The sequence below is a fragment of the Alteromonas sp. W12 genome (genome assembly GCF_001924945.1).
GTDB classification, from domain to species: Bacteria; Pseudomonadota; Gammaproteobacteria; order Enterobacterales; family Alteromonadaceae; genus Alteromonas; species Alteromonas macleodii.
The window spans coordinates 814,604-839,077 of sequence record NZ_LQXH01000001.1; the positions used below are offsets into that span (position 1 = coordinate 814,604).

At 43.6% G+C, this 24,474-nt stretch carries 16 protein-coding genes; 3 read left to right on the top strand and 13 right to left on the bottom strand.

Annotation, left to right across the window (positions count from 1 at the left end):
* Nucleotides 1-169 precede the first annotated feature (169 nt).
* The 11 genes from putP to AWH61_RS03420 form a co-directional block, all read right to left on the bottom strand.
* Complete coding sequence (gene putP / locus AWH61_RS03370; protein ID WP_075176210.1) at nucleotides 170-1,675, bottom strand: sodium/proline symporter PutP; 1,506 nt, start codon at nucleotides 1,673-1,675, stop codon at nucleotides 170-172.
* 116 nt (nucleotides 1,676-1,791) lie between these two features.
* Entirely contained in the window at nucleotides 1,792-3,552 is a 1,761-nt protein-coding gene (locus AWH61_RS03375) for a GGDEF domain-containing protein (protein WP_249922593.1), read from the bottom strand.
* Nucleotides 3,553-3,965: 413 nt separating this feature from the next.
* Entirely contained in the window at nucleotides 3,966-4,670 is a 705-nt protein-coding gene (locus AWH61_RS03380) for a DUF3379 family protein (protein ID WP_075176212.1), read from the bottom strand.
* On the bottom strand, nucleotides 4,663-5,220 hold the full coding sequence (locus AWH61_RS03385; protein WP_039233340.1) for a sigma-70 family RNA polymerase sigma factor: 558 nt from the start codon (nucleotides 5,218-5,220) through the stop codon (nucleotides 4,663-4,665). The genes AWH61_RS03380 and AWH61_RS03385 overlap by 8 nt, the downstream gene beginning before the upstream one ends.
* A 116-nt stretch (nucleotides 5,221-5,336) precedes the next feature.
* Entirely contained in the window at nucleotides 5,337-7,190 is a 1,854-nt protein-coding gene (locus tag AWH61_RS03390) for a DUF885 domain-containing protein (protein ID WP_075176213.1), read from the bottom strand.
* 205 nt (nucleotides 7,191-7,395) lie between these two features.
* Nucleotides 7,396-9,216, bottom strand: a complete 1,821-nt coding sequence (locus tag AWH61_RS03395; protein ID WP_075176214.1) for a BatD family protein — start codon at nucleotides 9,214-9,216, stop codon at nucleotides 7,396-7,398.
* Nucleotides 9,217-11,262 carry a vWA domain-containing protein gene (locus AWH61_RS03400; RefSeq protein ID WP_075176215.1) on the bottom strand — a complete coding sequence of 682 codons (2,046 nt, stop codon included), beginning with the start codon at nucleotides 11,260-11,262 and terminating at the stop codon, nucleotides 9,217-9,219. It abuts the gene before it with no gap.
* Nucleotides 11,262-12,338 (bottom strand): vWA domain-containing protein, encoded by a 1,077-nt coding sequence (locus AWH61_RS03405; RefSeq protein ID WP_075176216.1) that lies wholly within the window; start codon nucleotides 12,336-12,338, stop codon nucleotides 11,262-11,264. The genes AWH61_RS03400 and AWH61_RS03405 overlap by 1 nt, the downstream gene beginning before the upstream one ends.
* Nucleotides 12,331-12,993, bottom strand: coding sequence for a DUF4381 domain-containing protein (locus tag AWH61_RS03410; protein ID WP_075176217.1), 663 nt, complete (start codon nucleotides 12,991-12,993; stop codon nucleotides 12,331-12,333). The genes AWH61_RS03405 and AWH61_RS03410 overlap by 8 nt, the downstream gene beginning before the upstream one ends.
* Nucleotides 12,993-13,967: a DUF58 domain-containing protein gene (locus tag AWH61_RS03415; protein ID WP_075176218.1), complete on the bottom strand. Its 975-nt coding sequence runs from the start codon at nucleotides 13,965-13,967 to the stop codon at nucleotides 12,993-12,995. Before AWH61_RS03415 ends, AWH61_RS03410 begins: the two co-directional genes overlap by 1 nt.
* A gap of 3 nt (nucleotides 13,968-13,970) precedes the next feature.
* Nucleotides 13,971-14,927 (bottom strand): AAA family ATPase, encoded by a 957-nt coding sequence (locus AWH61_RS03420; RefSeq protein ID WP_014948808.1) that lies wholly within the window; start codon nucleotides 14,925-14,927, stop codon nucleotides 13,971-13,973.
* Nucleotides 14,928-15,356: 429 nt separating this feature from the next.
* Here AWH61_RS03420 and fadI point away from each other — a divergent pair, with 429 nt between their 5' ends.
* From fadI to AWH61_RS03435, 3 genes are all read left to right on the top strand, one after another.
* Nucleotides 15,357-16,667 (top strand): acetyl-CoA C-acyltransferase FadI, encoded by a 1,311-nt coding sequence (gene fadI, locus AWH61_RS03425; protein ID WP_014948809.1) that lies wholly within the window; start codon nucleotides 15,357-15,359, stop codon nucleotides 16,665-16,667.
* Between the two features lie 19 nt (nucleotides 16,668-16,686).
* Nucleotides 16,687-18,828, top strand: coding sequence for a fatty acid oxidation complex subunit alpha FadJ (fadJ, locus tag AWH61_RS03430; RefSeq protein WP_075176650.1), 2,142 nt, complete (start codon nucleotides 16,687-16,689; stop codon nucleotides 18,826-18,828).
* A gap of 207 nt (nucleotides 18,829-19,035) precedes the next feature.
* Nucleotides 19,036-19,233, top strand: coding sequence for a hypothetical protein (locus tag AWH61_RS03435; RefSeq protein WP_014948811.1), 198 nt, complete (start codon nucleotides 19,036-19,038; stop codon nucleotides 19,231-19,233).
* A 100-nt stretch (nucleotides 19,234-19,333) separates the two neighbouring features.
* Here AWH61_RS03435 and AWH61_RS20080 read toward each other — a convergent pair whose 3' ends face one another.
* Together AWH61_RS20080 and AWH61_RS03440 are read right to left on the bottom strand one after the other, a co-directional pair.
* The gene (locus AWH61_RS20080) at nucleotides 19,334-19,501 is read right to left on the bottom strand and encodes a hypothetical protein (protein WP_170870492.1); all 168 of its coding nucleotides are present in this window, start codon (nucleotides 19,499-19,501) and stop codon (nucleotides 19,334-19,336) included.
* Nucleotides 19,502-19,801: 300 nt separating this feature from the next.
* Nucleotides 19,802-24,358: an EAL domain-containing protein gene (locus tag AWH61_RS03440; RefSeq protein WP_075176219.1), complete on the bottom strand. Its 4,557-nt coding sequence runs from the start codon at nucleotides 24,356-24,358 to the stop codon at nucleotides 19,802-19,804.
* Nucleotides 24,359-24,474: the final 116 nt, after the last annotated feature.

Below are 24,474 nucleotides of genomic sequence, written 5' to 3' on the forward strand. Positions count from 1 at the left end.
GATTTTGCTATTTAAAATAGCTATCTTATTCCAATAAATAAAACTGTCATGCAATTGAAGCATAAGCCACTTTTTTCAAGGCCTATAAAAAGAAAAAAGCCCTGTTTAGTAACATAAACAGGGCTTGTTATTCACTTTCGTTGCGAATGACTTATTTCGTATCGTTCGCTTACCTTTCAGTCAATTTGGTCTGGAAAGCGTCGAACGTATCAACCACACCTTCTCTTGGCGAGCCAGATTTACTTAAAATCATGATGGTTAAGCTAGATAAAATAAACCCAGGGACAATTTCGTACATCCAGTCACCAAGCTTTTGGCCGCCGATTTCAATAGGAAGATAAATCCACAGTAACACCGTCACTGCACCAACGATCATACCACCTAATGCAGCACGGCGAGTCATTTCACGCTTAAACAGGCTAAATAGTACAAGCGGTCCGAAGGCTGCACCAAAGCCAGCCCAAGCATTACTTACAAGCGTTAAAATGGTGCTGTCTCTATCATAAGCTAGATAGATTGCTACGAGCGCGACAACTACTACGCTGACTCGACCAGCAATAACGAGCTCGCCATCTGACGCATCACGTCTTAGGAAGGCTTGATAAAAGTCACTGGTTAGTGAACTTGAGGTTACCAACAGCTGAGAAGAAATAGTACTCATGATCGCCGCTAAAATCGCAGCGAGCAGGAAGCCACCGATGAGCGGGTGGAATAGAATTTGAGATAAGTAGATGAAGACGGTTTCTGGATCGATTTCGTTTTCGTTACCTGTTACATAGGCAAGGCCAAAAAGCCCCGTCATTAACGCACCAATAATCGACACAATCATCCAACTCATACCGATATTGCGCGCAGTTGGTATATCTTTAACAGAACGTATCGCCATAAAACGCACAATGATATGAGGCTGACCAAAATAACCTAGGCCCCATGACATCAGTGAAACAATGCCTATTACGCTTAGTGCTTCATTGGTAGACGCATCCATAAATGCATCGAAAAGCGCCGGATTAATGGTATCTAAGGCGTCAATTGACGCGCCGATTCCACCCAACTCGCTAATAACAACGGCAGGTACCATAATGAGAGATACAAACATGATGCACCCCTGAACGAAGTCGGTCATGCTTACTGCCATGAAACCGCCTACGAGGGTATAAGCTACGACGACACCCGCGGTAACGTATAAGCCGGTCTCATAAGTTAATCCAAATGATGTCTCAAAGAGCTTTCCGCCAGCTACCACACCAGAAGAGGTGTAAAGCGTAAAGAAGACAACGATAACCACAGAGGCTATAACGCGCAATAAACGCGTGTTGTCAGCGAAGCGATTTTCAAAATAGTCGGGGAGGGTAATGGAGTTGTTGGCTACTTCAGTGTAAACGCGAAGGCGTGGAGCAACTAACATATAATTTGCCAGAGCACCGAGTGTCAAACCAACGGCAATCCAGCCAGCAGATAAGCCTGATACATACATTGCACCAGGTAAGCCCATGAGCATCCATCCGCTCATATCCGATGCACCTGCTGAAAGCGCGGTTACCGCGGGGCCTAGTTGGCGGCCGCCAAGCATATAGCCTTCTACGTTGGTGTCTGTCTGCCGATAAGCGAAAAGGCCTATCCCTAACATTACAACAAAATACAAACCCAACGAGATTATCGTGCCAGTAGCCATATAAATTCCCTATGTTTTTTCTTTCATGCTAACACCTATGACATAGAGTCTCTATGTCAGTCAGCGACCTTGCATGTTTTCTATACGGTAATTCGTAAATAAAGTTTGGCGAAAGGTTAAATTGGAAAAGATGCAACGCGCGCTCGACCTTCTCTTTTGGCTCTGTAGAGAAGCTCATCGCACATCTTGATAATGGTGTCTAGGTTGGTTTCTCCGTTGACGTCTAACAGACCCGAAGAAAAACTCACGGAAAACATTTCTTTTGTATTGCTCCAGTGTTTCTGGCGAGAAAGCGCGAAATTCAGCTCGTCCAGAATTCGCTTAGCAGACTTTTGATCGGAGTCGGAAAAGTAAATCAAAAACTCTTCGCCGCCATATCGGCAGAGCTTGTCTGACTTACGAATTCGGTTTTTGATAATCTGCGTAAAGGTAGTCAACACTTCATCACCGACAACGTGGCCGTATTTGTCATTAATCTTTTTAAAGTTGTCGACATCAAGTAGAGCAATACAGGACGCTTTATTGCCTTTCAGTGCTTTTTTCAAACTGTTTAGCATGGCTCGTCGCGTGAGAGCACCGGTAAGTGAGTCACGCTCAGCTAGCAAGTCGCTCTGTCGTTTTGAAATCCATAGCCAAAGTGCAAGAATGATGAGAATTGTGATAATCAACGCAAAAATGGTGGTTTTCATTGCTTCTTTGTCGGTAGAAAGGCCATCTTTTTCACTTCTGAGCACAGTGAGTTCTTTTTGTCGATATCGCGCTAACTCGATATCTTTCGCAATACCGTCGGTAAACGAAGAATTTGATAGCTTGAATTGCTCAGTGTTTTTTTCAACAAGAAGCCTATTGTAGGTTTTCGAATGCTCATATGCTTTTTCGTAGTCACCAATAAAATCGTAAAGTCTGGAAAGTTCAAGTTCTCCCCGTATCATTCGCTCTAATTTGAATTCGGACGATTGTAAAGAGTCGTTTAACGATCGCTTATAATTGCTAATGGCGGTTTCTAAAACACTCTGTCTATTTTGCAAGGCTGCTTCATAGGATTGAAATAGGTAGGAGAGCTCTTTGGATTTAGATTCAATTACGTCAATATCTATTGAATTCAATTGATCTAATGTCGAATTTATTTCACTCTCTTGCGCTCCTCGAAAGCCTTGAAGCAAGACCTTAAGCTTTTGAAATAGAATTATGAATTTTTCATGTTCTGAATTGCGGTTTTGAGCGGTAATCAGCGCTTTGTTCGCAAGCTCTAATGCTCTTGAGTATTCGGACTGAAACATCAGCGCGTCTATAGCAGCGAAGTAAGCTAGCGTTAAGGCTTGATCGTTTTTGTTACTTTCCTCAATGATACTCATAGCATGAAAATACGCTCTGCTAGGCACAGATAACTCTATGTATGCTGCTCTAAGCCATTGATGAGCAGTCGCCCGGTCAAGCGCGTTCTCCAATGAAAGCGTTGATGAACGCGTTGGTAAATAGAGCAATGAATATTCAATTTCATTAATTGCCTGTATTGGGCTTGCTAGAGTGAGTTCCATTGAAAGCCAAATACTAGCTATAGCTGTAGCGACTCGGTTTCCTGTATCTAGCGCTTCTAACTTCAATCTTCTTAGTGCTGGAACAGTTGAATTTATGCGCAGTGGAGAACCATCAAAGTCATTAACGGCTCTAGCATATATGTAATACGCTTTCGCAGCTGAGAATAACTCAGGGTTGAGCGCCTTTAACTCTTCCCAGTGAGAATCCAAAAGGGGGGATTTTACAAAAATTGGTACTCGTGGTTCGAGAGTTTCGTTTGCCGTGGCTGTAGCCAATATGTGTCTAAAAATTATCCCTTCACTACTAATATCATCTTGTATGTTCAGATTCTCAATCATAGTTGAAATCTGCTTGTTATCTATTTCCGAGCTTCTGTTCCAATGATAAATTGTTACGGCGGCAAGGTGGCTATATGAATTTAGCTTTTTTTGCCGAATGTTGGTCGGATATTTATCTTGTAAGGCGTTAGTAGAGGGACTGATACACGCGATAAAAAGTGTGCAAATCATCAGACTTGTAAAACGAAACCAAGCGCTCATAGTGATAGAGACCTCTTTACTGCGGGTAAGTGAATGAAGTGATTTACTGAAATTAAAACGGACGTTTTAACCTTTAAGTCGGAGTATAAGTTTTATTGAACAGGGTTTCATCTTAATTTTGGGCGAAAAAAATCGGCCCAGGGAGGGGCCGACGAAGGGAAGTGCTAAAGATACGCACTTTTTTGGAACGCTATACAGTTAATTAACGTATGTTAAGCAGAGAATTGAATCCTTTCTGACACCGCCTTTTTCATTTCGCTTAAATCAGCGTCTTTATCGCCAACAATCATTACATTGGCGTGTTTCATTTTAATACTCTCTCCGTGGTACTGACCATCGGCAAACTCGCTTGGTACGGAGACATCTCCACGTTCAGGTACTACGAATACCGACATCTTGCCTTGCGGCGTATTCACGATCAGGTGAAGGCTTCTAACTGTGCTCAAATGGCAATAGTTTGCGACCTCTACACCGTCGAGCATTTCGCTAAAGCTGCCACCAAAGCTTGCTAGCTTTGCGTTAACCATGTTCAAATCAACAGGAAGCAACGAATGAGCGTGTTCCATTTCTGCGTACTGCATATGGGCAAGTGCTTGTCCGCCAATACTAAGCGGTTGGTGATACCACATGGTAAGTCCGATACCTACAGTGAAAGCAACCGATGCAGCCATGGCTAAATACCAGCGACTTCTGCGTTTATAACGGGTGAATTCGTCTGCAGACTGCTGCCATATTAGCTTGCTTGCGAGATCCTCTGGTACATCGACTTTCAATGCTTGCTTTAATTGCTTATCTAACTGCTTTTGTTCATTCCAGAAACTGCGTTTACTTTCATCCGCTTTTGCCGCTTCTACAACATCACTGTCAGTCGTTTCTGGATCGGCGTAGATACGACGCCTAAATTCTAACTCATCCATTTACACGACCTCTCTGTTCATTTTGCTTCTCTAATGCCTCTTTTAGCTGATTCCTCGCTCTGAAAAGGCGAGTCATTACCGTGTTTTTGTTAAGCCCTAACTGGTTGGCGATCTCTTCGCCACTAAAACCGAAAATCAATTGGAGTATTAAGGGTTCACGATACTCCACACTCAATCCACCTAATAGTCGCTGAAGCTCTCTATCTTTCAAGTCCCCATCAGCATGCTGTGTGTCATCTTGAATATGGCAATCATCAATATCTACTGTGTCGAACTGTTTGCGTTCAAACCGACGGGCGTTTTCGCGGCGAAGAATGGTAATTAACCATGACTTTGCTGCTTTTTCATCATTTAGGGCGTCTAATGAGCGCCAAGCACGTAAAAAGGTTTCCTGAACAACATCTTCAGCAATGCTCTGGTCTTTAATAAGCCAAAATGCATAGCGGTAGATGTCGGCGTGAAATGCCTTTACTAATGCTTCATATCTTTGGTGTTTTGCTTTCATACCCGATAAGACCTGAGCATTATCAGATTTATTTCGCCCAAACATAAAAAAATCCAAAAACTTAATTTTTTCTCACTATGGCATAAAAAACGCGCCATTTCGTTAGCCGAAAGGCGCGTTTTCATTTTATTTCCAGTGATCAGAGCACCTAGTTCGAAAAGCTAGGCACGTTTTTGGGAAGTAATCCAAGCATTAATGTTTTCTTCTAAAATAGAAAGTGGGACTGGACCGTACTTCAACACCTCGTCATGGAAGCCTTTCCAATCAAACTTGTCACCAAGTTCAGCTTGGGCATGCTCTCTAAGTTCCATAATTTTCAGTTTACCAATCATATAGGCCGTAGCCTGACCTGGCATAGCAATGTAGCGCTCAATGGCTTTTTGCGCGTCGTATTTAGGGTTTGGCGTATTTTCAACAAGGTAATCTACGGCTTCTTCACGCGTCCATTTTTTCGCATGAATACCCGTATCAACCACAAGTCTGCAAGCGCGCCAAAGTTCCATGGCTAGACGACCGAAATCAGAATAAGGGTCTTTATAAAAGCCCATATCTTTTGCAAGTTCTTCGGTATATAGGCCCCAACCTTCTGTGTATGCGGTAAAGCTCAAGAATTTCTGGAATTGAGGTACACCTTCTAGCTCTTGTGCAATAGCGCGCTGCATGTGGTGACCTGGGATGCCTTCGTGATACGCCAGCGCCTCTAACTGATAAGTAGGCATTGCTTTCATGTCATAAAGGTTTGCGTAATAAATACCTGGGCGGCTGCCATCTTGCGCCGGGCTTTGATAAAACGCCTTGCCCGCAGACTGTTCGCGGAATGCTTCAACCCGTTTAACAATCATGGGCGCCTCTGGAAGAATACCGAAGTATTCAGGGATAGCTTCTCGCATGTCGTCTATGGCTGTTTTCGCCATATCAAGGTATTGCTGTCTACCTTCATCTGTTGAAGGTAGATAGAATTGCTCGTCTTCGCGCATGAAAACGAAAAACTCTTGAAGGGTGCCTTCAAATTTCACTTGTTTCATAATGTCGCGCATTGCATCGTGTATGCGCTCTACATTGTCTAAGCCAATTTGATGGACTTCTTCAGCGGTTAGGTCTGTAGTGGTAAACCAGTTTAGACGATTCTGATACCATTGATCACCATTGGGTAAGCGCCACACACCATCGCCTTCAGGCGTGATTTCCCTTTGATGAGCGAGTTCTTCGATAAACTTCTCGTATGACGGCATGACTGAAGTTACCAAAGCGGCTTTCGCTTCACCTAATAACGTCGTTTTTTCCGCCTCTGTAACATCCAGGCTATTTACTTTATTTTGAAAATCTTCCCAGATAGTTGAGGGTATTTCGCTAGAATCAAATGGTGCGCCGGTGATCACGTTTTTTGACGCATCAATCATTTGATCGTAAGCCCATGCTGGCGGGAATACGCCGGCTTTTTCGCGAACTTTCATTTGTTCGATAACTTGATCAAAGTACGTACGTACATTGTCTAGTCGTCCAATGTATGCCTTAGCGTCCTCTTTACTCTTTACGCTGTGAATGTTGATAAGGAAGCTAGGCACTTGTGTATGTGCGGCGCGGAACTGATGTACAATGTAACGATGATGTCGAAATTCGTCGTTAGCTAAATCGCGCTCAATACCTAGTTTGTACAGGCGCAAGCTTAGCTGTTCCTGTTCACTTAACTGACTGGTGTCAAAACTATTAAGCTTTTCTAGTCGGTTTTTGGCGATGGCAATGCGAGCATCAGCTTCTTCGTCACTGATGTCATCCCATTTGTCATAGTCCCATTTTTTACCCAAGTAACTTTGAAATAATGGCGAACGCTTAAGATCTTCTTCAAAAGTACGTTCGAAGAACGCATTAAGGCGCTCTGATTCAGACTGCCCGGCTGGCTGTTCTGTTTTAATAGGTTCTGGCGCTGTTTTAGCGGTTTCACTTGCAGGAGAGCAAGCCGTAAGCGTGGTAATGGCCAACGCAATTGGCGTTAGCTTTACTAGTGTTTTCTTCATTATATTCCCCGTCGCGTTTAATTGATTATTTTTATAAGCTAAAGCTTCTAAGGTTAATAAGCCTTAAAGAGGACAACAAGGCTCAAAGGCTCGACTGTTTCTCGAACGCAATCATTTCTGTTACGAAGCCCTTGTCACTGTGATTTAGCTAGTTGCAAGGGCTTTCATTACGCAAATTCTAGTGTATTGGCAAATGAAATGCGTTTTATGAAGCAGGATATAAGGCAGATAGCGTGTTATTGTTCCCTTCACTTTTTTGCTTCCATTCGCTGCGGGCAAGCTTAGCTTCATGTGAAAGTTTATCTAAAGCTTTCATGACCTGTTTAGATTGGGTGTTAGCGTCAGCTTTACTGGCTGAAAAGCGCAGTGCATAGAGCTCGTTAACACTAGCGTTGATTCTTTCAAACTGCGAAAGTTGCGCTTTACCCGAAGTTAACGCGTTTATCCACTGCTTAAGAGCAGGCGTAAGTAAACGTGTGTCCTTTGCCTTTATTACTGACATTAGGTTTTGAAACTGTGCTTTTTCATCCCACTGAGCATAAGAGTGGAGGCGCTGTGCAGAACTGGTTTTGTTAGTGATCCCAGGTCCCATAAACTGAGCCTGTTTAAGCTTTCTGTAGGTAACTAACCATCCTGTAAGCGCAATGATGAACAGCAAAAGTAATACACCAGTTACCATCCAATTAAGCTGGGTATTTTCGTCAGAATTGACTTCACCTGAAGCGCTGTCTAATGGTTTACCCTCATTGCTAGCACTAGCGTTAGGCTGTGTTGCAGTTGATGGTATATCGTTTTGAATATCTTCATTGCTTGCACTACTCATTGATGGAGTGTCTAAGCTATTCGGAGTATTGGCATTATTTGCGCCGCTCGCTGGCGCTACCGTAATTGAACGAGCGGGAATAGTGGCATACTCAGTTTGCTGAGTAAGCGTATTAAACCAAGGGATAGTAATTTCAGGTAAGACAAAGTTACCAGGCTGCGTTGGAATGATCGCCAGCGACGTTTGGCGCTGTGAAATTAAGCTCTGGTCTTTTTCGACTGTCGTAGTATTAGATTGATCAGGATACAGCTTAAAGTTTGGCGGATAAAACTCAGGAATATCAGGAAGCTGCTCTTCTACTACGCCCAATGCGGTTAGCGTAACAATACGAGTGACTGGTTCACCTGCTACAAAACTATCACCTTGTGGCCATTCTTCATCCACTCGCACCATTTCAGAAGGCAACCAAGGGTAATCTATCCCCTGAGGAATGGGCTTAATGTTCACCGTAATGTCGGGCCCAACCCGATTGATTTGCTGGGTGCGGTTGAAGAAGCCAAAACGTTGGTTAGTATTGGCAGCCATAACTTCGCCAGTGAAAATAGGGCCTCTTAGCGTGAATTCACCGGATGCTTGAGGCACAACGGCAAATTGACGCTCTATAATCTGATACCTTCTACCGTTTACGATATCTGTATACTGTTTATCTTCTCCTAGCTGGGTGATTTCCGCATTTTGCATTTCAGGCGCTTGTAGGCTACCGCGCTCAATATTGCTAGAAAGAAACAGCTTAACCGTGTAAAGCAGCTGTTGATTTAAATAGGCCTCTTTCACGTCGATGTCAGTGGTAACAAAATAGTCTCGTGCGACATTACTTTGTTCTTGAACTGGTATTACTTTAACTTGAATAGGCTTGGTTGATTTACCTTCAATGGTTAGTGAAGGAATGGTGAACGTGCCTTCCTTACGAGGAAATAACGTAGTGGTCCAAACGGTGGTACGCTTGGTGTCGAAATTGACAATTGAGGTTTGGCTACTTACTGATGTTCTTCCGACCACAAAGTCTTTAAGCAGGGGAGAGCTGTCGAATGCATCTCTGTCCGCGCTGCCGTCTGCGGTAACCGTTAAGCGAATGGCTTCATCCAACATGACAGGGTTTCTATCAATGGTGGCTTCCAGCGAATTTACATCGGCATAAGCCGCCGTACTTAAGAGTAGGGTTAATAAAAAAACTATACGTGTAGATTGTAATAAGGCTCTCATCTACCAATCACTCCGGTTTGAAGGCATACGTTGACGCTGACGTTTTTGTGCTTCTAATTGCATTTTTCGTTTTAGTAGGAATGCAGGGTCGTCTGGCACGCGGCGCATTAAACTCTCCATTCGCTGCAGCTCTTCTTTTTCTGCGTCGGTAAGCTCGGTCTCTTGACCTTGCATTGCCTGTGCTTCCTGCTCTGCTTGTTGTTCGTTTTTTTGTGCTTGCGCGCTGTCACCTTGATCAGACTCTTCCTGTTCTGCATTTTGCTGCTGAGAGTCTGATGATTCGTTCTGACTGTTCATCTCGGAATCATCAGGCTGTTGTGAGTTATCTCCGTCACTTTGCTGTTCATCGTTAGCTTGGCTTTGGTCAGACTGTTGACCCTCATTATCGTCTTGCCGACCATTCTGCTCGTTTGAACCTTCCTGATTGTTCTGGTCCCCTGATTGCTGTTTGCTATTAGGGCTATCAGAGTTATCAGAGCTATCTTGGCCATTATCCTGCGAGTCACTCTGTTCGCCATCATCGCCATTTTCGTTCTGGTTTTGCTCCTGATTTTGCTGTTGCTGCTGCTTCAGCAAATCCTCGACAATCTTTTTGTTGGTCCTTGCATCGTCGAAATCGGGGGCTTCGCTCAACGCCTGCTCATATTTCTTAATAGCGTCTTCGAGTTTACCGAGTTTTGCCAGAGCATTGCCTTGATTGTAAAGACTCTCGGCACCAGGAATGCTTTTGAAGGCATTTAATGCACCTTCGTAGTCACCTGATTTATAAAGTGATGTTGCTTTCCAAGTGTCGTCATTAAACTGATTGACGGCGTCTTTGTACTTGCCTCTTTGATAGCTGTTTAATGCTTCTTGGTTGTCATTCATAAATGGCGTTTGCCACCATGAGAGTGAATCAGGTTTATTTGCCATCTCTAGAGTATCTTCTGTTGCGCCTATGCCTTGTGACGTGCCAGCAATTTCTGAGGGTTGGGCACGTTGCAAAGCATGGGCGTTTTTAATCATAGAGGGGCTAAGTAAACCCACCAACACAATGAAAACTAACCCGCGTTTGAATGCAAAGGCAGCAAATGGAAGAAGTATAAGCAGCAAGTAAGGGCCAACTTCTTTCCACTGGTCTCCTTGTAAATTACTCTCTTCTTCGTTCTCTTCGCTGTCGCTTTTATCTAGTAGAGATACCGAGGCGAGGGCATCAATGTCGGCGTCGTTTGATGTAAAGGATTCAAAGCGTCCGCCGCTCGTTTTAACCACACCTTTCACTGCGCCTTCATTTAACTTGGGAATAACGATGCTGCCGGTGAAGTCTTTTAAGAGCTCGCCGCTTTGCTGGCGAATAGGCGCGCCTTCAGATGTCCCAACGGTAAGTGCATTTACTGTAAAAGGAATAGAAGCCACATACTCTTGAAGCTCTTTTTGTTGTTCTAACTCTATACCGTCAGTAATCCAGTAGATCATGCCTGAGTTATATCCGGCATTCGTGAGAAGCTCTGACGCACTCTCTATACCTAGGAGAGGGTCGCTGCCCGGCACGGGCATAATTTCCGGTGACAGGCTTGGGATCAGGGTTGTGATATTTCCTGCGTCTTCGGTTAAGGGGCTAATGACAAACGCATCGCCAGCGTAAGCAACCAAGCCCATTTCACCTTCACCAATAGCGTTGACTAAGTCTATCGCTTTATATTTAGCGCGAGTTAGCCTGTCTGGCGTCATATCGGTAGCGCGCATTGAAAGCGACATATCTATGACTATAACGTGTCCCATTTTCAACTGGTAAACCGGCTGCGGCAGGCGTTCCCATGTTGGGCCAGCGAGTGCTATCACACTTATAATCCACACAAAAGCAAGCATCCACATTGGAGGTTTTGCGCCCATTTCGTTTTTTCCAATCACCATGTATTGATATAGGTGAGAAGGGATCACAGATTGCCAGCCAGATTGCTTAGCCGTGGTTTTTCTAATTAAAAACACAAGCAGTATCAAGGGTGCGAGCGCGATAAACCATTCGGGGCGTAAAAAATGAAATTGGTTTAAGAAGTCGAATTCCATTACTTCGTCTCCCTATTTGTTTGAGCTGATTGTATAGAATCAGCTGGATTCGGGTGTTGCTGGGACGAGTTAATTCGTCTTTGTGCGAACCAACGAAATGTTGATAAAAGAACCGTCAAGAATGCCCATAGTGCTGACAGTAATATCGCAGCACCAAGGGGATAGTAAAACAGTGCGCTCAATGGACGCATCTTGCGCGTTTCACCTTCAATAGGCTCAAGCGCGTCAAGTTGTTGATAAATAGCCTGAAGTTCCTGGGCATTCCGAGCCCTAAAATATTGGCCGCCAGTGCTAGTCGCAATGTCGGTTAACATGCCTTCATCAAGTTCTTGCGACGGGTTTATTTGTCGGCTGCCGAAAAAGCTCTGGATCAGCATTTTATCTGCGCCCACACCAATAGTGTAAACCTTCACACCCTTACTAATTGCCAACTCTTTCGCCTGTTCGGGTGTAATATTCCCTGCAGTATTTTGCCCATCGGTAAGAAGAATTAATACGTTATTAGACTCTTCCCGTTCGTCAAAGCGCTTCACCGCTAAACCTATCGCATCGCCAATAGCCGTCTGTTCGCCAACCAACCCAATGACAGCTTCACTCAGAAGTGTAGAAACGGTATCTCTGTCATAGGTAAGCGGCGCTTGAACGTACGCGGTATCGGCAAATAAGATAAGGCCAATTCTGTCGCCAACGCGACGCTGAATAAAGTCATAAACCACCGACTTAGTCATGGTTAAACGGTTAACTTGTCGGCCATTTAGCTGCATGTCATCTATCTTCATACTGCCAGATAAATCCACCGCTAACATCATTTCTCGACCTTCATTCGGTATGCTGACAGGCTCTCCTAACCATTGAGGGCGTGCGGCAGCCGTCACTAGCAGCAGCCATATCAAGCTACTTACCAACAGCGGTATTTTGGTTTGTTTCAACTGGGTTTGCTCTGACACATCGCCAGGTCGCAAATTAGGAACCCGCAATGCAGCCATAGGCATGTCTTGTGCTTTTTTAGAAAGCAGGCGTACGATAATAGGCAAGGGGAGTACAAAAAAGACCCACCACCAAGCAAAATTAAGCATGATGCGGCTCCTTGGCTTGTTTATCATGAGGGCTGCCATCGTATAGACCGCCATCATTCACATCGCCGTAAGCCCCCTTGTTTTTTGGCAGTTTGGCTTTTGAAAGCCAGTTTTTTACTGCCCCCTTGCAGGTTTCAAAATCACTAGGGGTGGGGGTGGCTTGATAAACATTGCTTACTAACAAACCTAAATCACTTTCAAGTTTGCTATCACTACTTTTCAAGGCAGAGGTTAAGAACGCTTGCCACTGTTTACCGTATAACCCGGCTACTTGCTGAGTTGGGTAATAGCTCATAGCCGTGCGTTTTAGAATTGAGTTTAACGCCACGGGCCAATTGCTTTGTTGTGCTGAAATCGATTCAAGTAAGGCTAAAGCTTGCTTGCGCGCCTTGTTGTGACGTATGTGAGCAGTGATAGTTTTATATAGGCAAAATAGGGCAAGTAAAAACACTGCGATAGCGACCCACCAACCCCAATCTAATGGCCAAATGTTGACCTCTGTAGGTACGTGTATATCGCGCAGCTGAGCAAGTGGATCTTGCTGCTGAGGGGGCACTGGTATTTGATTTGCCGGCGGCATCGATTGAGCAGCTGATTTTGTGTAACTAGATAGAAAGTTTGATAAAAAATGGGTTGAAAGAATACTACTCTGCATTAATTAAGCTCCAACCTTTGTTCTTGTTGCATACTTTGAAGCTGTTCGTCTAGGGGAAGACCCGCTGAAACACTGAATCGAGCGATATTGTTTTTGCGCAAGGTGCTATAAATCGCGCTGTTGTGTTCACTGCGCCATTTTTGATATTGCTGTTGCTCGGTATTGTCGCCTAACACCCAGCGTTGTTGGTTTCGGCCATCAGAAACGCTGACGGTTTGTAATGAACTGGTTTGTGGCAAGGCGTGTTCTATTGGATCGTTAATTACGATAGCTCTTACTTCACAGTGTCGTGTTAAGTGACTCAAGTGTTGAATAGCTTGGGTACTTAAATGCTGAAAGTCTGACACGAGATAAACTAGACTCCCTGGCCTTGCTAGTCGTCTTGCCCTAGCACACGCATCGGCAAAAGCTTGTTCGTCTTTGTCTTTGTTCGGCTCAGATTGCGCGCTCTGTTCGTGCAATGCCATAAGTTCATGACACACGTGCAACACGGCTTTTTTGCGAGTTAGTGGTTTAATTTCTTTGTGCTGTTGCTGATTAAATACTAGCGCGCCTACCTTATCGCCGCGAGCGGCAGCAGACCAGCTTATTAATGAAGATACATGCGCGGCTTGCACCGCTTTAGTAAGCAGCTGCGTGCCAAATGCCATTGAAGGTAGGTAGTCACAGAATAGAAAAACCGGGCGCTCTCGCTCTTCCCGATACACTTTAGTGTGAGTTTTACCCGTGCGCGCAGTAACGCGCCAATCAATAGCGCGAATATCATCACCGGGCTGATAATGCCGGGCCTCATCAAACTCCATGCCTCGGCCTTTGTGCTTGGTGAGATAACTTCCAGCAAGTTTAGCTTGTGGCATACGTTTAGGCGCCAAACTAAACAGCTTAGCTAACTGCTGGTAGCGTAATAATTCTGCTGTAGACAACGAGACGCCATTACTTTGCAGCTTGTTTAGCTGCGCTTGTACATTCACCATAGCTTAAGGGACTGCGACAGTTGCAACAATCTTATCAAGTACGTCGTTAATCGTTACGCCTTCAGCCTCGGCTTGATATGACAGAATAATACGGTGGCGAAGCACGTTGTGAACCACAGCTTGAATATCATCAGGACCAACAAAGTCTCTGCCGCTAAGCCATGCGTGAGCGCGTGCACAGCGATCTAGACTGATGGTTGCTCGAGGGCTTGTTCCCATCGCTATCCACTGGCCTAATTCCGCGTCAAAATTTGCAGGCTGACGTGTGGCCATAATCAATTGAACTAAATACTGTTCTAACTCAGGCGCCATATACAAAGACAACGCTTCTTTACGCGACGTAAAAATATCGTCTTGAGTTAGCGTTGGTGGCGTAACAGGCGGTTCTGAGAGGGCTTCACCTCGGGTTAAACGCAATATCTCTAATTCTGTCTCGGCGCCAGGATAATCGATGTCCACGTGCATTAAGAATCGGTCTAGCTGTGCTTCAGGTAGTGGATAAGTTCCTTCCTGTTCTAGCGGGTTTTGCGTTGCCATTACTAAAAATAGCGGAGGAAGAGGGTAGGTTTTACTGCCTACCGTAATTTGACGTTCCGCCATGGCCTCAAGCAAAGCCGATTGCACTTTTGCTGGTGCGCGGTTGATTTCGTCGGCTAGCACTAAGTTATGAAAAAGCGGCCCTTTTTGAAAAACAAACTCACCGGTTTCGGGACGGTATATGTCTGTACCGGTTAAGTCGGCAGGCAAAAGGTCTGGGGTAAATTGTACGCGATGAAAGTCGCCGTCAATACCATTAGCAAGTGCATTGATTGCGCGTGTTTTTGCAAGCCCTGGAGGACCTTCTACCAGAAGGTGGCCGTCGGCCAAAAGAGCGATTAGAAGGCTTTTGGTTAACGCATGCTGACCGATAATCTGTTGGTCTAAATAAGCGTGTAACTGTTGAAATTGCGCTGCTGCCATAATGCAAAATTTCCGTTTGAGTTCTCGTTATCAGGAAGTGTCATTTGAACGATAGATTTATAAATCTCTTATAAAGTGATCGCTTAGCTAAAAAGTAAATTACATATTAATTAGATAGCTTTAGCCCGTCACAATGACACAAAACAGACTTTCATTTCCATATAAGGTTCATTCTATCTTTCTTCAAGTCGTCAAACAGTAATAAAAATGCGATATGTGGTGTGAGGCAAAACGTGCTTTCTTTAATTTGAAAAAATTTCAGCAGGCAAACTCCACGAACGGTGCAAACTTTAGTTTCATTTATATTGCGCTTACCCCTGCATTATTTGCTATTTTGTTCATTGTTTGTAAAAATCGGGTTTATTACAGGTCAGACCACTTCGTTAGCAATGAGCAAAAGGTGAAGCTGGTCATAAATTTAGGTGCATTATGGCAACAAAACAATCAGTTACTACCCGAGAGGGTGATCGCATCGCCATTGTCGCGGGGTTGCGTACTCCGTTTGCGAAGATGGCTACATATTTCCACGGTGTTCCGGCTGTTGATCTAGGTAAAATGGTCGTAAACGAACTTCTCGTTCGCCATGGTGTTCAAAAAGAGTGGGTTGACCAAGTTGTCTACGGTCAAGTAGTGCAAATGCCTGAAGCGCCAAACATTGCGCGCGAAATCGTGCTTGGTACAGGCATGAATATTCATACCGACGCTTACAGCGTATCTCGCGCATGTGCGACGAGTTTTCAATCTACGGTTAACATCGCTGAAAGCATGATGGCCGGTACGGTTCAGGTGGGGATTGCAGGTGGTGCAGATTCAACATCAGTATCGCCTATCGGTGTATCTAAGAATCTTGCACGTGCGCTGGTAGATTTACAGAAAACCAAGACTCTTGGTCAAAAGCTAAACATCTTTAAGCGTTTGAGCCTAAAAGACTTAGCGCCTGTTCCTCCTGCGGTAGCAGAGTACTCAACCGGTTTGTCGATGGGACAGACAGCAGAGCAAATGGCGAAAACGCATCAAATTTCTCGTGAAGAACAAGACAAACTTGCACATCGCTCGCACAGTCTAGCTGCTGAAAGCTGGGAAGCAGGCAAGCTGTCTAGCGAAGTGATGACCGCTTATGCTGAACCGTATAAAGGTGCGCTTGAGCGCGATAACAACGTACGTTTCGATTCTAAGCTTGAAGGCTACGCGAAACTTCGCCCAGTATTCGATAAAAAGTACGGCTCGGTAACTGCGGCAAACGCTACACCGCTTACTGACGGTGCTTCTGCAGTGCTTATGATGACAGAAAGCCGAGCGAAAGAGCTAGGTTATACGCCGCTTGGTTACATTAAGAGCTACGCGTTCTCGGCAATCGACGTGTGGGAAGACATGCTAATGGGGCCGTCGTACGCGACACCTATTGCGCTAGATCGCGCAGGCATGACCCTAAACGACTTAACGCTAATTGAAATGCACGAAGCGTTCGCAGCGCAAACCTTGGCAAACGTTAAGATGTTCGCAAGTGACAAGTTCGCTAAAGAGAAACTTGGCCGCGACAAAGCGACGGGCGAAATTGATATGGACAAATTCAACGTAATGGGTAGTTCAATTGCTTATGGTCACCCGTTTGCTGCAACCGGTACACGCATGATTACGCAAATGCTTAACGAACTAAATCGCCGTGGCGGTGGTACAGGCCTTCTTACTGCATGTGCTGCGGGTGGTCTTGGTGCCGCAATGATTGTGGAGACAGAATAATATGAGTCAGGAACAAGAAATGACAAATGAAGTTCAGCCAACATCAGGCGCATTTACGTTAACTAAGCAAGATAATGGCGTTGCTATTCTTAGCATGGACGTACCTGGCGAGAGCATGAATACGCTTAAAGCTGAGTTTGGCGATGAGATATCTGCCATGCTTGATGATATTGAACGCGACAGCAGCATCAAAGGTGTGGTGTTAACAAGCGGCAAGCCAAGCTCATTCGTAGCAGGTGCCGATATCACCATGCTAGCAGCGTGTAAAACTGCGGAAGATGCCACAACCATAGCCGCTGGCGGTCAAGCCATTTTCGATAGAGTTGAGAACATGAAGGCTACCTTCGTTGCGGCTATTCACGGCCCAGCGTTAGGCGGTGGTTTAGAGCTAGCATTAGCGTGTCACTACCGTGTATGTACCGATTCACCTAGTACTCAGGTAGGTCTACCGGAAGTGCAGCTTGGCTTGTTGCCAGGCAGTGGTGGTACTCAGCGCCTTCCTCGCCTAATCGGCATTCAGCAAGCGATGAAAATGATGCTTACTGGGTCTCCAGCACGCGCTAAGCAAGCTAAAAAGTACGGTATTGTAGATGATGTGGTACCTCACAGCGTTTTGCTAAAGGTAGCTGAACAGTTTGCGCTTAAACGCAAACCAGAAAGAGAAGCGCCGCAAAAGAGTGTGATGGACAAAGTGTTAGAGAAAACCGGCCCGGGCCGTAACATGATGTTCAAAAAAGCGCGCGAAGCGACATTTGCCAAAACCAAAGGTAATTATCCAGCGCCAGGTTACATTATTGATGTTATTGAAACGGGCATGAACGAAGGGATGAAAGCGGGCCTTAAAGCCGAAGCTGAAGCCTTTGGTAAGCTTGTTATGACGCCGGAATCTTTCCAGTTACGTCAGATTTTCTTCGCTACGACAGAAATGAAGAAAGAAAACGGCGTTGAAGGTGTTAAACCTGAAAAAATGAAGAAAGTCGGTGTGCTTGGCGGTGGTTTAATGGGTGGTGGTATCGCCTATGTAACGTCGACCAAAGCCGGTGTACCTGTCCGTATTAAAGACGTGCGTGCTGAAGGCATAGCCAATGCAATGAAATATAGCTATGACATCTTAAACAAAAAGGTGAAGAAGCGTTTCATGCGCAATAGTGAAATGCAGAAACAGTTGGCGCTTCTTACCGGTACGCTAGATTATAGTGGCTACCAAGATGCTGATATCGTGGTTGAGGCGGTTTTTGAAGATTTAGATCTTAAGCAAAAAATGGTGGCGGATATTGAAGAGAACTGCAAAGAAAGCACGATCTTCGCGTCTAATACGTCGTCTATTCCAATTACACAAATTGCAGCTAAAGCAGCACGACCTGAAAACGTGATTGGTCTGCATTACTTCTCGCCAGTAGACAAAATGCCATTGGCCGAAGTAATTGCTCACGATAAAACGTCTGACCAAGTCATTTCATCGACGGTTGAATTTGCTAAAAAGCAAGGCAAAACACCGGTTGTTGTTAAAGACGGTGCGGGTTTCTACGTAAACCGTATTTTGGCACCTTACATGAATGAAGCGGCAAACCTTATACTTGACGGTGAGCCTATTGAGCATATTGATAAATCGTTGGTTAAGTTCGGTTTCCCTGTAGGTCCTGTAAAACTACTTGATGAAGTGGGCATTGACGTTGGTACTAAGATCATCCCATTTCTTGTAGAGGCGTTCGGCGAGCGCTTCACTGCGCCAAGTGCTTTCGATAAAGTACTTGCAGACGGCAGAAAGGGTAAGAAAAACCAAAAAGGGTTTTATTCTTATGAAGGCAAAAAACCAGGTAAAGAAGTGGATGAATCAATCTACGAATTACTTGGGCTATCGCCTTCTGCCAAACTAAGCGAAAAAGAAGTTGCTGAACGCTGTGTATTAATGATGCTTAATGAAGCAGCGCGCTGTTTAGACGAAGGCGTTATCCGTAATGCCCGCGACGGCGACATTGGCGCTATCTTCGGTATTGGTTTCCCTCCATTCTTAGGCGGCCCGTTCCGCTATATGGATACACTGGGAATTAAACACGTTGTTGCTCGTTTAAACCATTATGCTACTGCTGTATGTGATAAATTTGCACCTGCTGAAGTGTTAGTAAAAATGGCAGAAAACGATCAAAAGTTTTACAGCTAAGTTTATAAAATGTTAAAAGCCGGGCATTGCCCGGTTTTTTTATGTCTAATGGGTATTTTTGCTGGTTTATTGTTCTATATTGGGTAGAATTCCTGCGGTTAAAAAATGAACGCGTCAAATTGTTGGCGTCAATTATCAGTAAGTTAAATTGAATAATTGATGGGGACAAGTAACCCCACGTAACTAGGTCAAACAGGCGGAGGCAGTGTGATTTCACTCGTAGTATTAAGCGTTATCTTTTCTCTATATTTTTATGTAGAAGCGTTTAAATGGGGAATGAGCGCGAAAAAGTGGGCGATAGCGGGTTTTGTGTTAGGTCCAATCTTACTGCCCATGTTCTCAATCTCTCGCCATATACATTGGCGCAATGCAGTAGGGTTTAACAACCTTTATATTTCTGCGTAGTCTTTCCTAGCGGTTTGCTGAAATAAGTAAGTGGGGCGTAAAATACAGGTATAAAAAAAGAGAGCGTTGCTCTCTTTTTTTGGAAATACTGTGCCTCAGATTAGAAGCCAACGCCCCAGCCGTTTCCGCCTGTTTGTGGCTTAACAGCTTTTGGCTGTGTAATCGTTTCTTTTTGCGACTCAGGAGCTTGTTTAGCGCCTTCTTGCTTGTCGGCAGCAACTGGGGTAGCGGTAGAAAGTACTAGTGCAACTGCGTACTCTTTTAACATGTTAATTTCCTCTGATTATTTTGAACGAACAAACAAAACCGATTTTTTATATTTTTCATCGGTATCTAATAGTTAGCTAAATGTGTGCCAGAAATGATATTTTTTAAAATATCTAATGTATTCAAAGGATTAGCTTTTATTTTTGGTGTGGAGGATTGTCGATGTTCATAAGCGCCATTTTAATGGCACTAAAGTCTAATAAACTAAGGTTGAATAGGCATGACTTTGCCTAAAGCTGCAATGAATGGCATTAGGCAGGGGAAAGTACGCGCCCTATACGCGAGTAAAAGGTAAGGGCGGTTAAAAATTCGATTGGCCAAGCAACGTATGAAGCTTTTGATTCTCGGTGAGAAGCTTCTCGAAGCGCTCTGCATTTAATGGTCGGCTGTATAAGAAGCCTTGCAACATCTCACAATCGTAGCGACGTAGAATATCTAGCTGCGCTTCTTCTTCTACGCCCTCCGCCACAACTTTCAAGCCTAGATTGTGGGCGATATTTATGATGGCAGCGGCCATGTGACGGTCCACATTACTCTTTGCTATATCGTCAATAAATGCCTTGTCAATTTTAAGCGTGTTAAGTGGGAAACGCTTTAAGTAGGCTAGGGAGGAATAACCTGTACCGAAATCGTCTAGCGCTAGGTGAATCCCTCTTTCGCGAAGGCGAGTCATCATCTGAAGGCCGTTTTCAGGGCTCTCCATCAGCGTACCCTCAGTTATTTCGCACTCTAAATGTAGTGGCGACAAACCGATATCACTTAAGATCTTGTTTATTCTGTCGTCTAAGTCAGGTAATTCGAACTGTTTTGCAGAGATATTCACGGCAACACGGCCACTAAACAAACCTTGGTTTACCCAGCGTTTGGTATCTGCACAAGCTTTTCTTAGCACTTGTTCACCAATTTCTATAATCTGGCCCGTTTGTTCTGCCAAAGGAATAAATTGTCCTGGGCTTACTATGCCCTTTTGTGGGTGCTCAAAACGCACCAAAGCTTCCATGCTGACTAGTTTACCAGAGGCTATATCTACTTTCGGCTGGTAGTAAACAGTAAACAAGTCATCTTTAATGCCTTGTCTTATCAGGTTTTCAATTTGCAGTTGCCTAACAGCGTTTTGATTCATCTCTCCGCTAAAGAACTGGTAGCTGTTTCCGCCGTTGTTTTTAGCGAAGTACATGGCTGTGTCAGCGTTTTTCAGCATTTCCTGTGGAGAAGTGCCGTCGTCAGGGAAGAATGCAATTCCAATACTGGCACCCAATACAAACTCTTGCTTATTAATGATAAAGGGGCGAGATAACGTGTCTAATAGGTTCTGTGCGTAATGCGTTACCGTGTGGATATCGGCATTGTCTTCCATTAACACGCTAAATTCATCGCCACCTAAACGATAGCAGGTCGCACTCTTACCGGTAATTCTCTGTAAGCGTTTTGCTATTTGTTTAATTAATATATCGCCCGTTTGGTGACCTAAAGAATCGTTTATTTTCTTAAAGTTATCCATATCCAAACAGAGCAGAGTATGTTGTGCTCCTTTCCGCACCAAGTTCTGGTGGCTAGCTTGGAAGAACGACCGATTCGGAAGCTCTGTGAGCGGGTCAGTATTAGCTAGTTTCAATAGTTCTTTTTCAGTACTTTTTCTTGACGTGATATCACTAAATACGCCTACAAAATGGCTTATTTTTCCGTCATCGTCATGGACGGCGTCTATGTTTAATTCCATTTCATAGCGCTCACCGTTCACTCGCACACTTTCTACTTCCCCTGACCAATTACCTTTCGCTTTTAGCGTTTTCTTAATTTCTTCGGTAAACGCGTCTGGATATAGATGAAAATGCATATAGCTTGCTAAAGCTTGATCACGGGTTTCGCCGGTGTAACCGCAATATGCATTGTTTACACTTATGAATTTAAATTGGGTATTCGTTATGAATACACCTTCAGAGATGTTCTCAATTGAACGCTTAAATAGATTTAGCTGCTCTTCAGCTTCTTTTAAGTGATGAATATTCTTAAGCGTACCAGTCATTCGTACTGGCTGATCGTTATGGTCTCTTTCAACCACTTTTCCACGGTCAAGTATCCAAATCCACTGATTCTTAAATGTCTTGGCACGGTATGCGAGTTCGTAGAAGTCACTATTACCTTCAAGATGCTCTCTTAGAGCAGTTTTAACACGGCTTACGTCGTTGGGGTGTATATTTGCATCGTAAGCGCCTGTGGTGCGTATATCATCTTGAGGGAAGTCGAGTGTGCCCCATGTATTTGCACGGTAAACTTGGCCTCTGTATACGTCCCAGTCCCACAATTCATCACCTGAACTCCATAGCGTCAGTTTAAGGCGTTCTTCGGACTCTTTGATGGCAAGTTGGTTGGCTTTTCTTATTTGATATTGGCGAACAATGAAACTCAGAACGGCAAGTGCCATTAGAGTATAGAAAACTAGAGCTACTGTGTGTAGCCACGGGGGGCGTGTGACTTCAATAGAGAGTCCTCTGCTCTGCGACCAATCTTTTCTAGGTTCCTTGGCTTGAACTTCAAATAAATATTTACCAAAACTTACGTTATTGAACTGAGCAGTTTTTGATGAATCTTGACCGACGTAAATCCAGTCATTGTCGTATCCGTTTAACCTGTAGCGATAAAAGACTTGATTTGGATATATCGGATTGACTAGCTCGAATGAAATGCTAAATCTTGACTCGTCATAAGCAAGAACCTTATTAGTAGCATGATTGATATTTTCTGTAAGCAGAAAACTATCAAAATCTTCTACATCTTTCTTTTTGTCCTTATTCTTACGTATTCCAAAAATACTGAACTCAGATAATTGAGGTGGTAGTGTGGTTAATGGACTCTTATCTTCTTTAGAACTTGATTTGGTTATTCTATTGAAGCCTTTATTACCCCCAAAATAAATAGAATTATTGGAAGCTGCTAAAACTGCGCCTTCTCCCATTGAATTGTATTCAAGTTCAAAGTTTGGAATAGTAGTTTCTTCTCTCAAAGAAGGGAGGTGAATTTGGTGCACACCAACTTCATCCGAATACCAGATACTATTTCCATCTCCGAGTGTTGAAGTTATTATTCCATTCTGATTATCGTTTCTGGGCTGTTTGTCACTGATAGTAAAGTTGTTTTTATCGAGAGAAATAATTCCATTTGATCTCGTTGTTAACCAATAAAAATCGTTGGTTTCGTAGACTCCATATACAGTAGAAAAAATTCCGTCCGATAGTTCTATAGTTTTGAAAACTTTGCCGGTTTCTCTCGAGTAAATAACTACTTTATGGTTGTTTCTCAACCAGAGTCTATGTTCGGAGTCCGTGAAAATAGGTATTAACCTTTCTCCGAGTTGTTCGCTAGAAAGTGAGGCTATTTCTACTTCATTCCCATCGAGCACAGAATTAAGATCAATTGATAGAGTGCCTTCTGAGTCAACCCAAACCCAAGCCGTATCATTGTCAATATGAACACGGTCGATAAATTTACCCTCGAACAGGTGTGTGACGAGGTGGGGTTTATCATTAGAGAACTTGTATACTAGTAGACCGTTAGATGAAGCGACCCAAAACATTTGATTTGAGTCTATTTTTAAATCCCAAAAGCTTATAGGATAATCAAAATCTCTATCCAGATCATAAAATTCTACATCTCTAAGACCATCTTGGATTTTCCCTAACCCTCTAGTCTGTGAAACTAAAAAAATCTCTTTGCTTTCAGATTCTGCAAGCGCCCAAACAGCAGTGTGATTGTCTATCGACATCCGCTCAGAATTATATGTTGGTTTAAAATACACGCTGGCATATTCAGGGTGATATCTAAATGCGCCTTGCTTGAAAGTGGCAGCCCACACTGAACCTGTTCGATCTTCTACAACTTTTAAAATAATGGCAGATGGAAGACCTGTGGAATCATAGGTGTCAGAATTAAGATGTAAGTAATTCGGTGTCTCGTTATTTAAGAATGAGCTTTGTGTCACGCTTTCAAGTATATAGAGACCAGAAGTTGTACTCATCCACAAATTATCATCTATAAGTTCTATGGACAAAGTATTGATATTTCCACTCGAATCTAGCGATGAACCATTAATTTCCTTGATTACTTTTCCATTAGCTCCAATTACTTTGACTCCATTTTCAGTGGCAAGCCAATAATTTCCATTTATAACTTTCATATCATGGAGTGCTACAAGATCTATTGAAATTCCGAAAGGGTTCACTTTAGCTATATCGAAGACCTGATTATCTTCTTTGTCGATGAATCTAGCGCCTAAATTCTTAGAACCTACCCATGTCCTGTTGGGCTCGTCAATGATGACCTTTATAAGAGTTTCACTTTCGAAAATTTGTGAAACAACCCGTATTGAGGATGTTCCTTTAAGAACTTTATAGAGAAACTTTCTGTCAGTAAACAGAATATCGCCTTCGGTTGATTCACCTATTGCAGTTATATGGTTAGTTTTTATAACAGAATTATCACTATTAAAAACCACAAAGTTATCTGTTTTTGGAATATATTTTGCTAATCCTTCGTGTGTTCCTATCCATAATTGTCCATTCGAATCTAAAAATAGATCTTGAATAAAGCCTGGGGGGATTGAGGAGTCGTCCGAATCTGATGGGTAGTATTTTTTTATAGAATCACCAGAGTAACGGTTCAGCCCAGCTGTTGTTGCTAGCCAAATGTAACCCTTATCATCTTCGACAATATCAAGAACAGAATTATCTGATAGGCCATGACGACGGTTTAATTCTTTAAAATGAAGATCAGAAACCTCTATCGCCTTTGCAGAAGAAAAAAGAATTTCTGACAAAGCCAACAAAAGAAGAGAAATTGAATAAATTAGGGTTGAGCGCACCTACACACCTTTGGCATACGCCATTTATTATTTTTTTAATTCACTGGCGGCATCCCTAACAGCCAGAATAATAAATATGCCGAATTAACTAAGCCTCTACAAGGACTTTTTAGTAA

Bases quoted from the DNA above. Each gene is read 5' to 3' on its own strand.
- AWH61_RS03390 (WP_075176213.1), bottom strand. From the start codon at position 7,190: ATGAAGAAAACACTAGTAAAGCTAACGCCAATTGCGTTGGCCATTACC.
- AWH61_RS03410 (WP_075176217.1), bottom strand. From the start codon at position 12,993: ATGCAGAGTAGTATTCTTTCAACCCATTTTTTATCAAACTTTCTATCT.
- putP (WP_075176210.1), bottom strand. From the start codon at position 1,675: ATGGCTACTGGCACGATAATCTCGTTGGGTTTGTATTTTGTTGTAATG.
- AWH61_RS03375 (WP_249922593.1), bottom strand. From the start codon at position 3,552: ATGATTGAGAATCTGAACATACAAGATGATATTAGTAGTGAAGGGATA.
- AWH61_RS20080 (WP_170870492.1), bottom strand. From the start codon at position 19,501: ATGTTAAAAGAGTACGCAGTTGCACTAGTACTTTCTACCGCTACCCCA.
- AWH61_RS03405 (WP_075176216.1), bottom strand. From the start codon at position 12,338: ATGCTTAATTTTGCTTGGTGGTGGGTCTTTTTTGTACTCCCCTTGCCT.
- AWH61_RS03420 (WP_014948808.1), bottom strand. From the start codon at position 14,927: ATGGCAGCAGCGCAATTTCAACAGTTACACGCTTATTTAGACCAACAG.
- AWH61_RS03395 (WP_075176214.1), bottom strand. From the start codon at position 9,216: ATGAGAGCCTTATTACAATCTACACGTATAGTTTTTTTATTAACCCTA.
- AWH61_RS03415 (WP_075176218.1), bottom strand. From the start codon at position 13,967: ATGGTGAATGTACAAGCGCAGCTAAACAAGCTGCAAAGTAATGGCGTC.
- AWH61_RS03400 (WP_075176215.1), bottom strand. From the start codon at position 11,262: ATGGAATTCGACTTCTTAAACCAATTTCATTTTTTACGCCCCGAATGG.
- fadJ (WP_075176650.1), top strand. From the start codon at position 16,687: ATGACAAATGAAGTTCAGCCAACATCAGGCGCATTTACGTTAACTAAG.
- AWH61_RS03385 (WP_039233340.1), bottom strand. From the start codon at position 5,220: ATGTTTGGGCGAAATAAATCTGATAATGCTCAGGTCTTATCGGGTATG.
- AWH61_RS03380 (WP_075176212.1), bottom strand. From the start codon at position 4,670: ATGGATGAGTTAGAATTTAGGCGTCGTATCTACGCCGATCCAGAAACG.
- fadI (WP_014948809.1), top strand. From the start codon at position 15,357: ATGGCAACAAAACAATCAGTTACTACCCGAGAGGGTGATCGCATCGCC.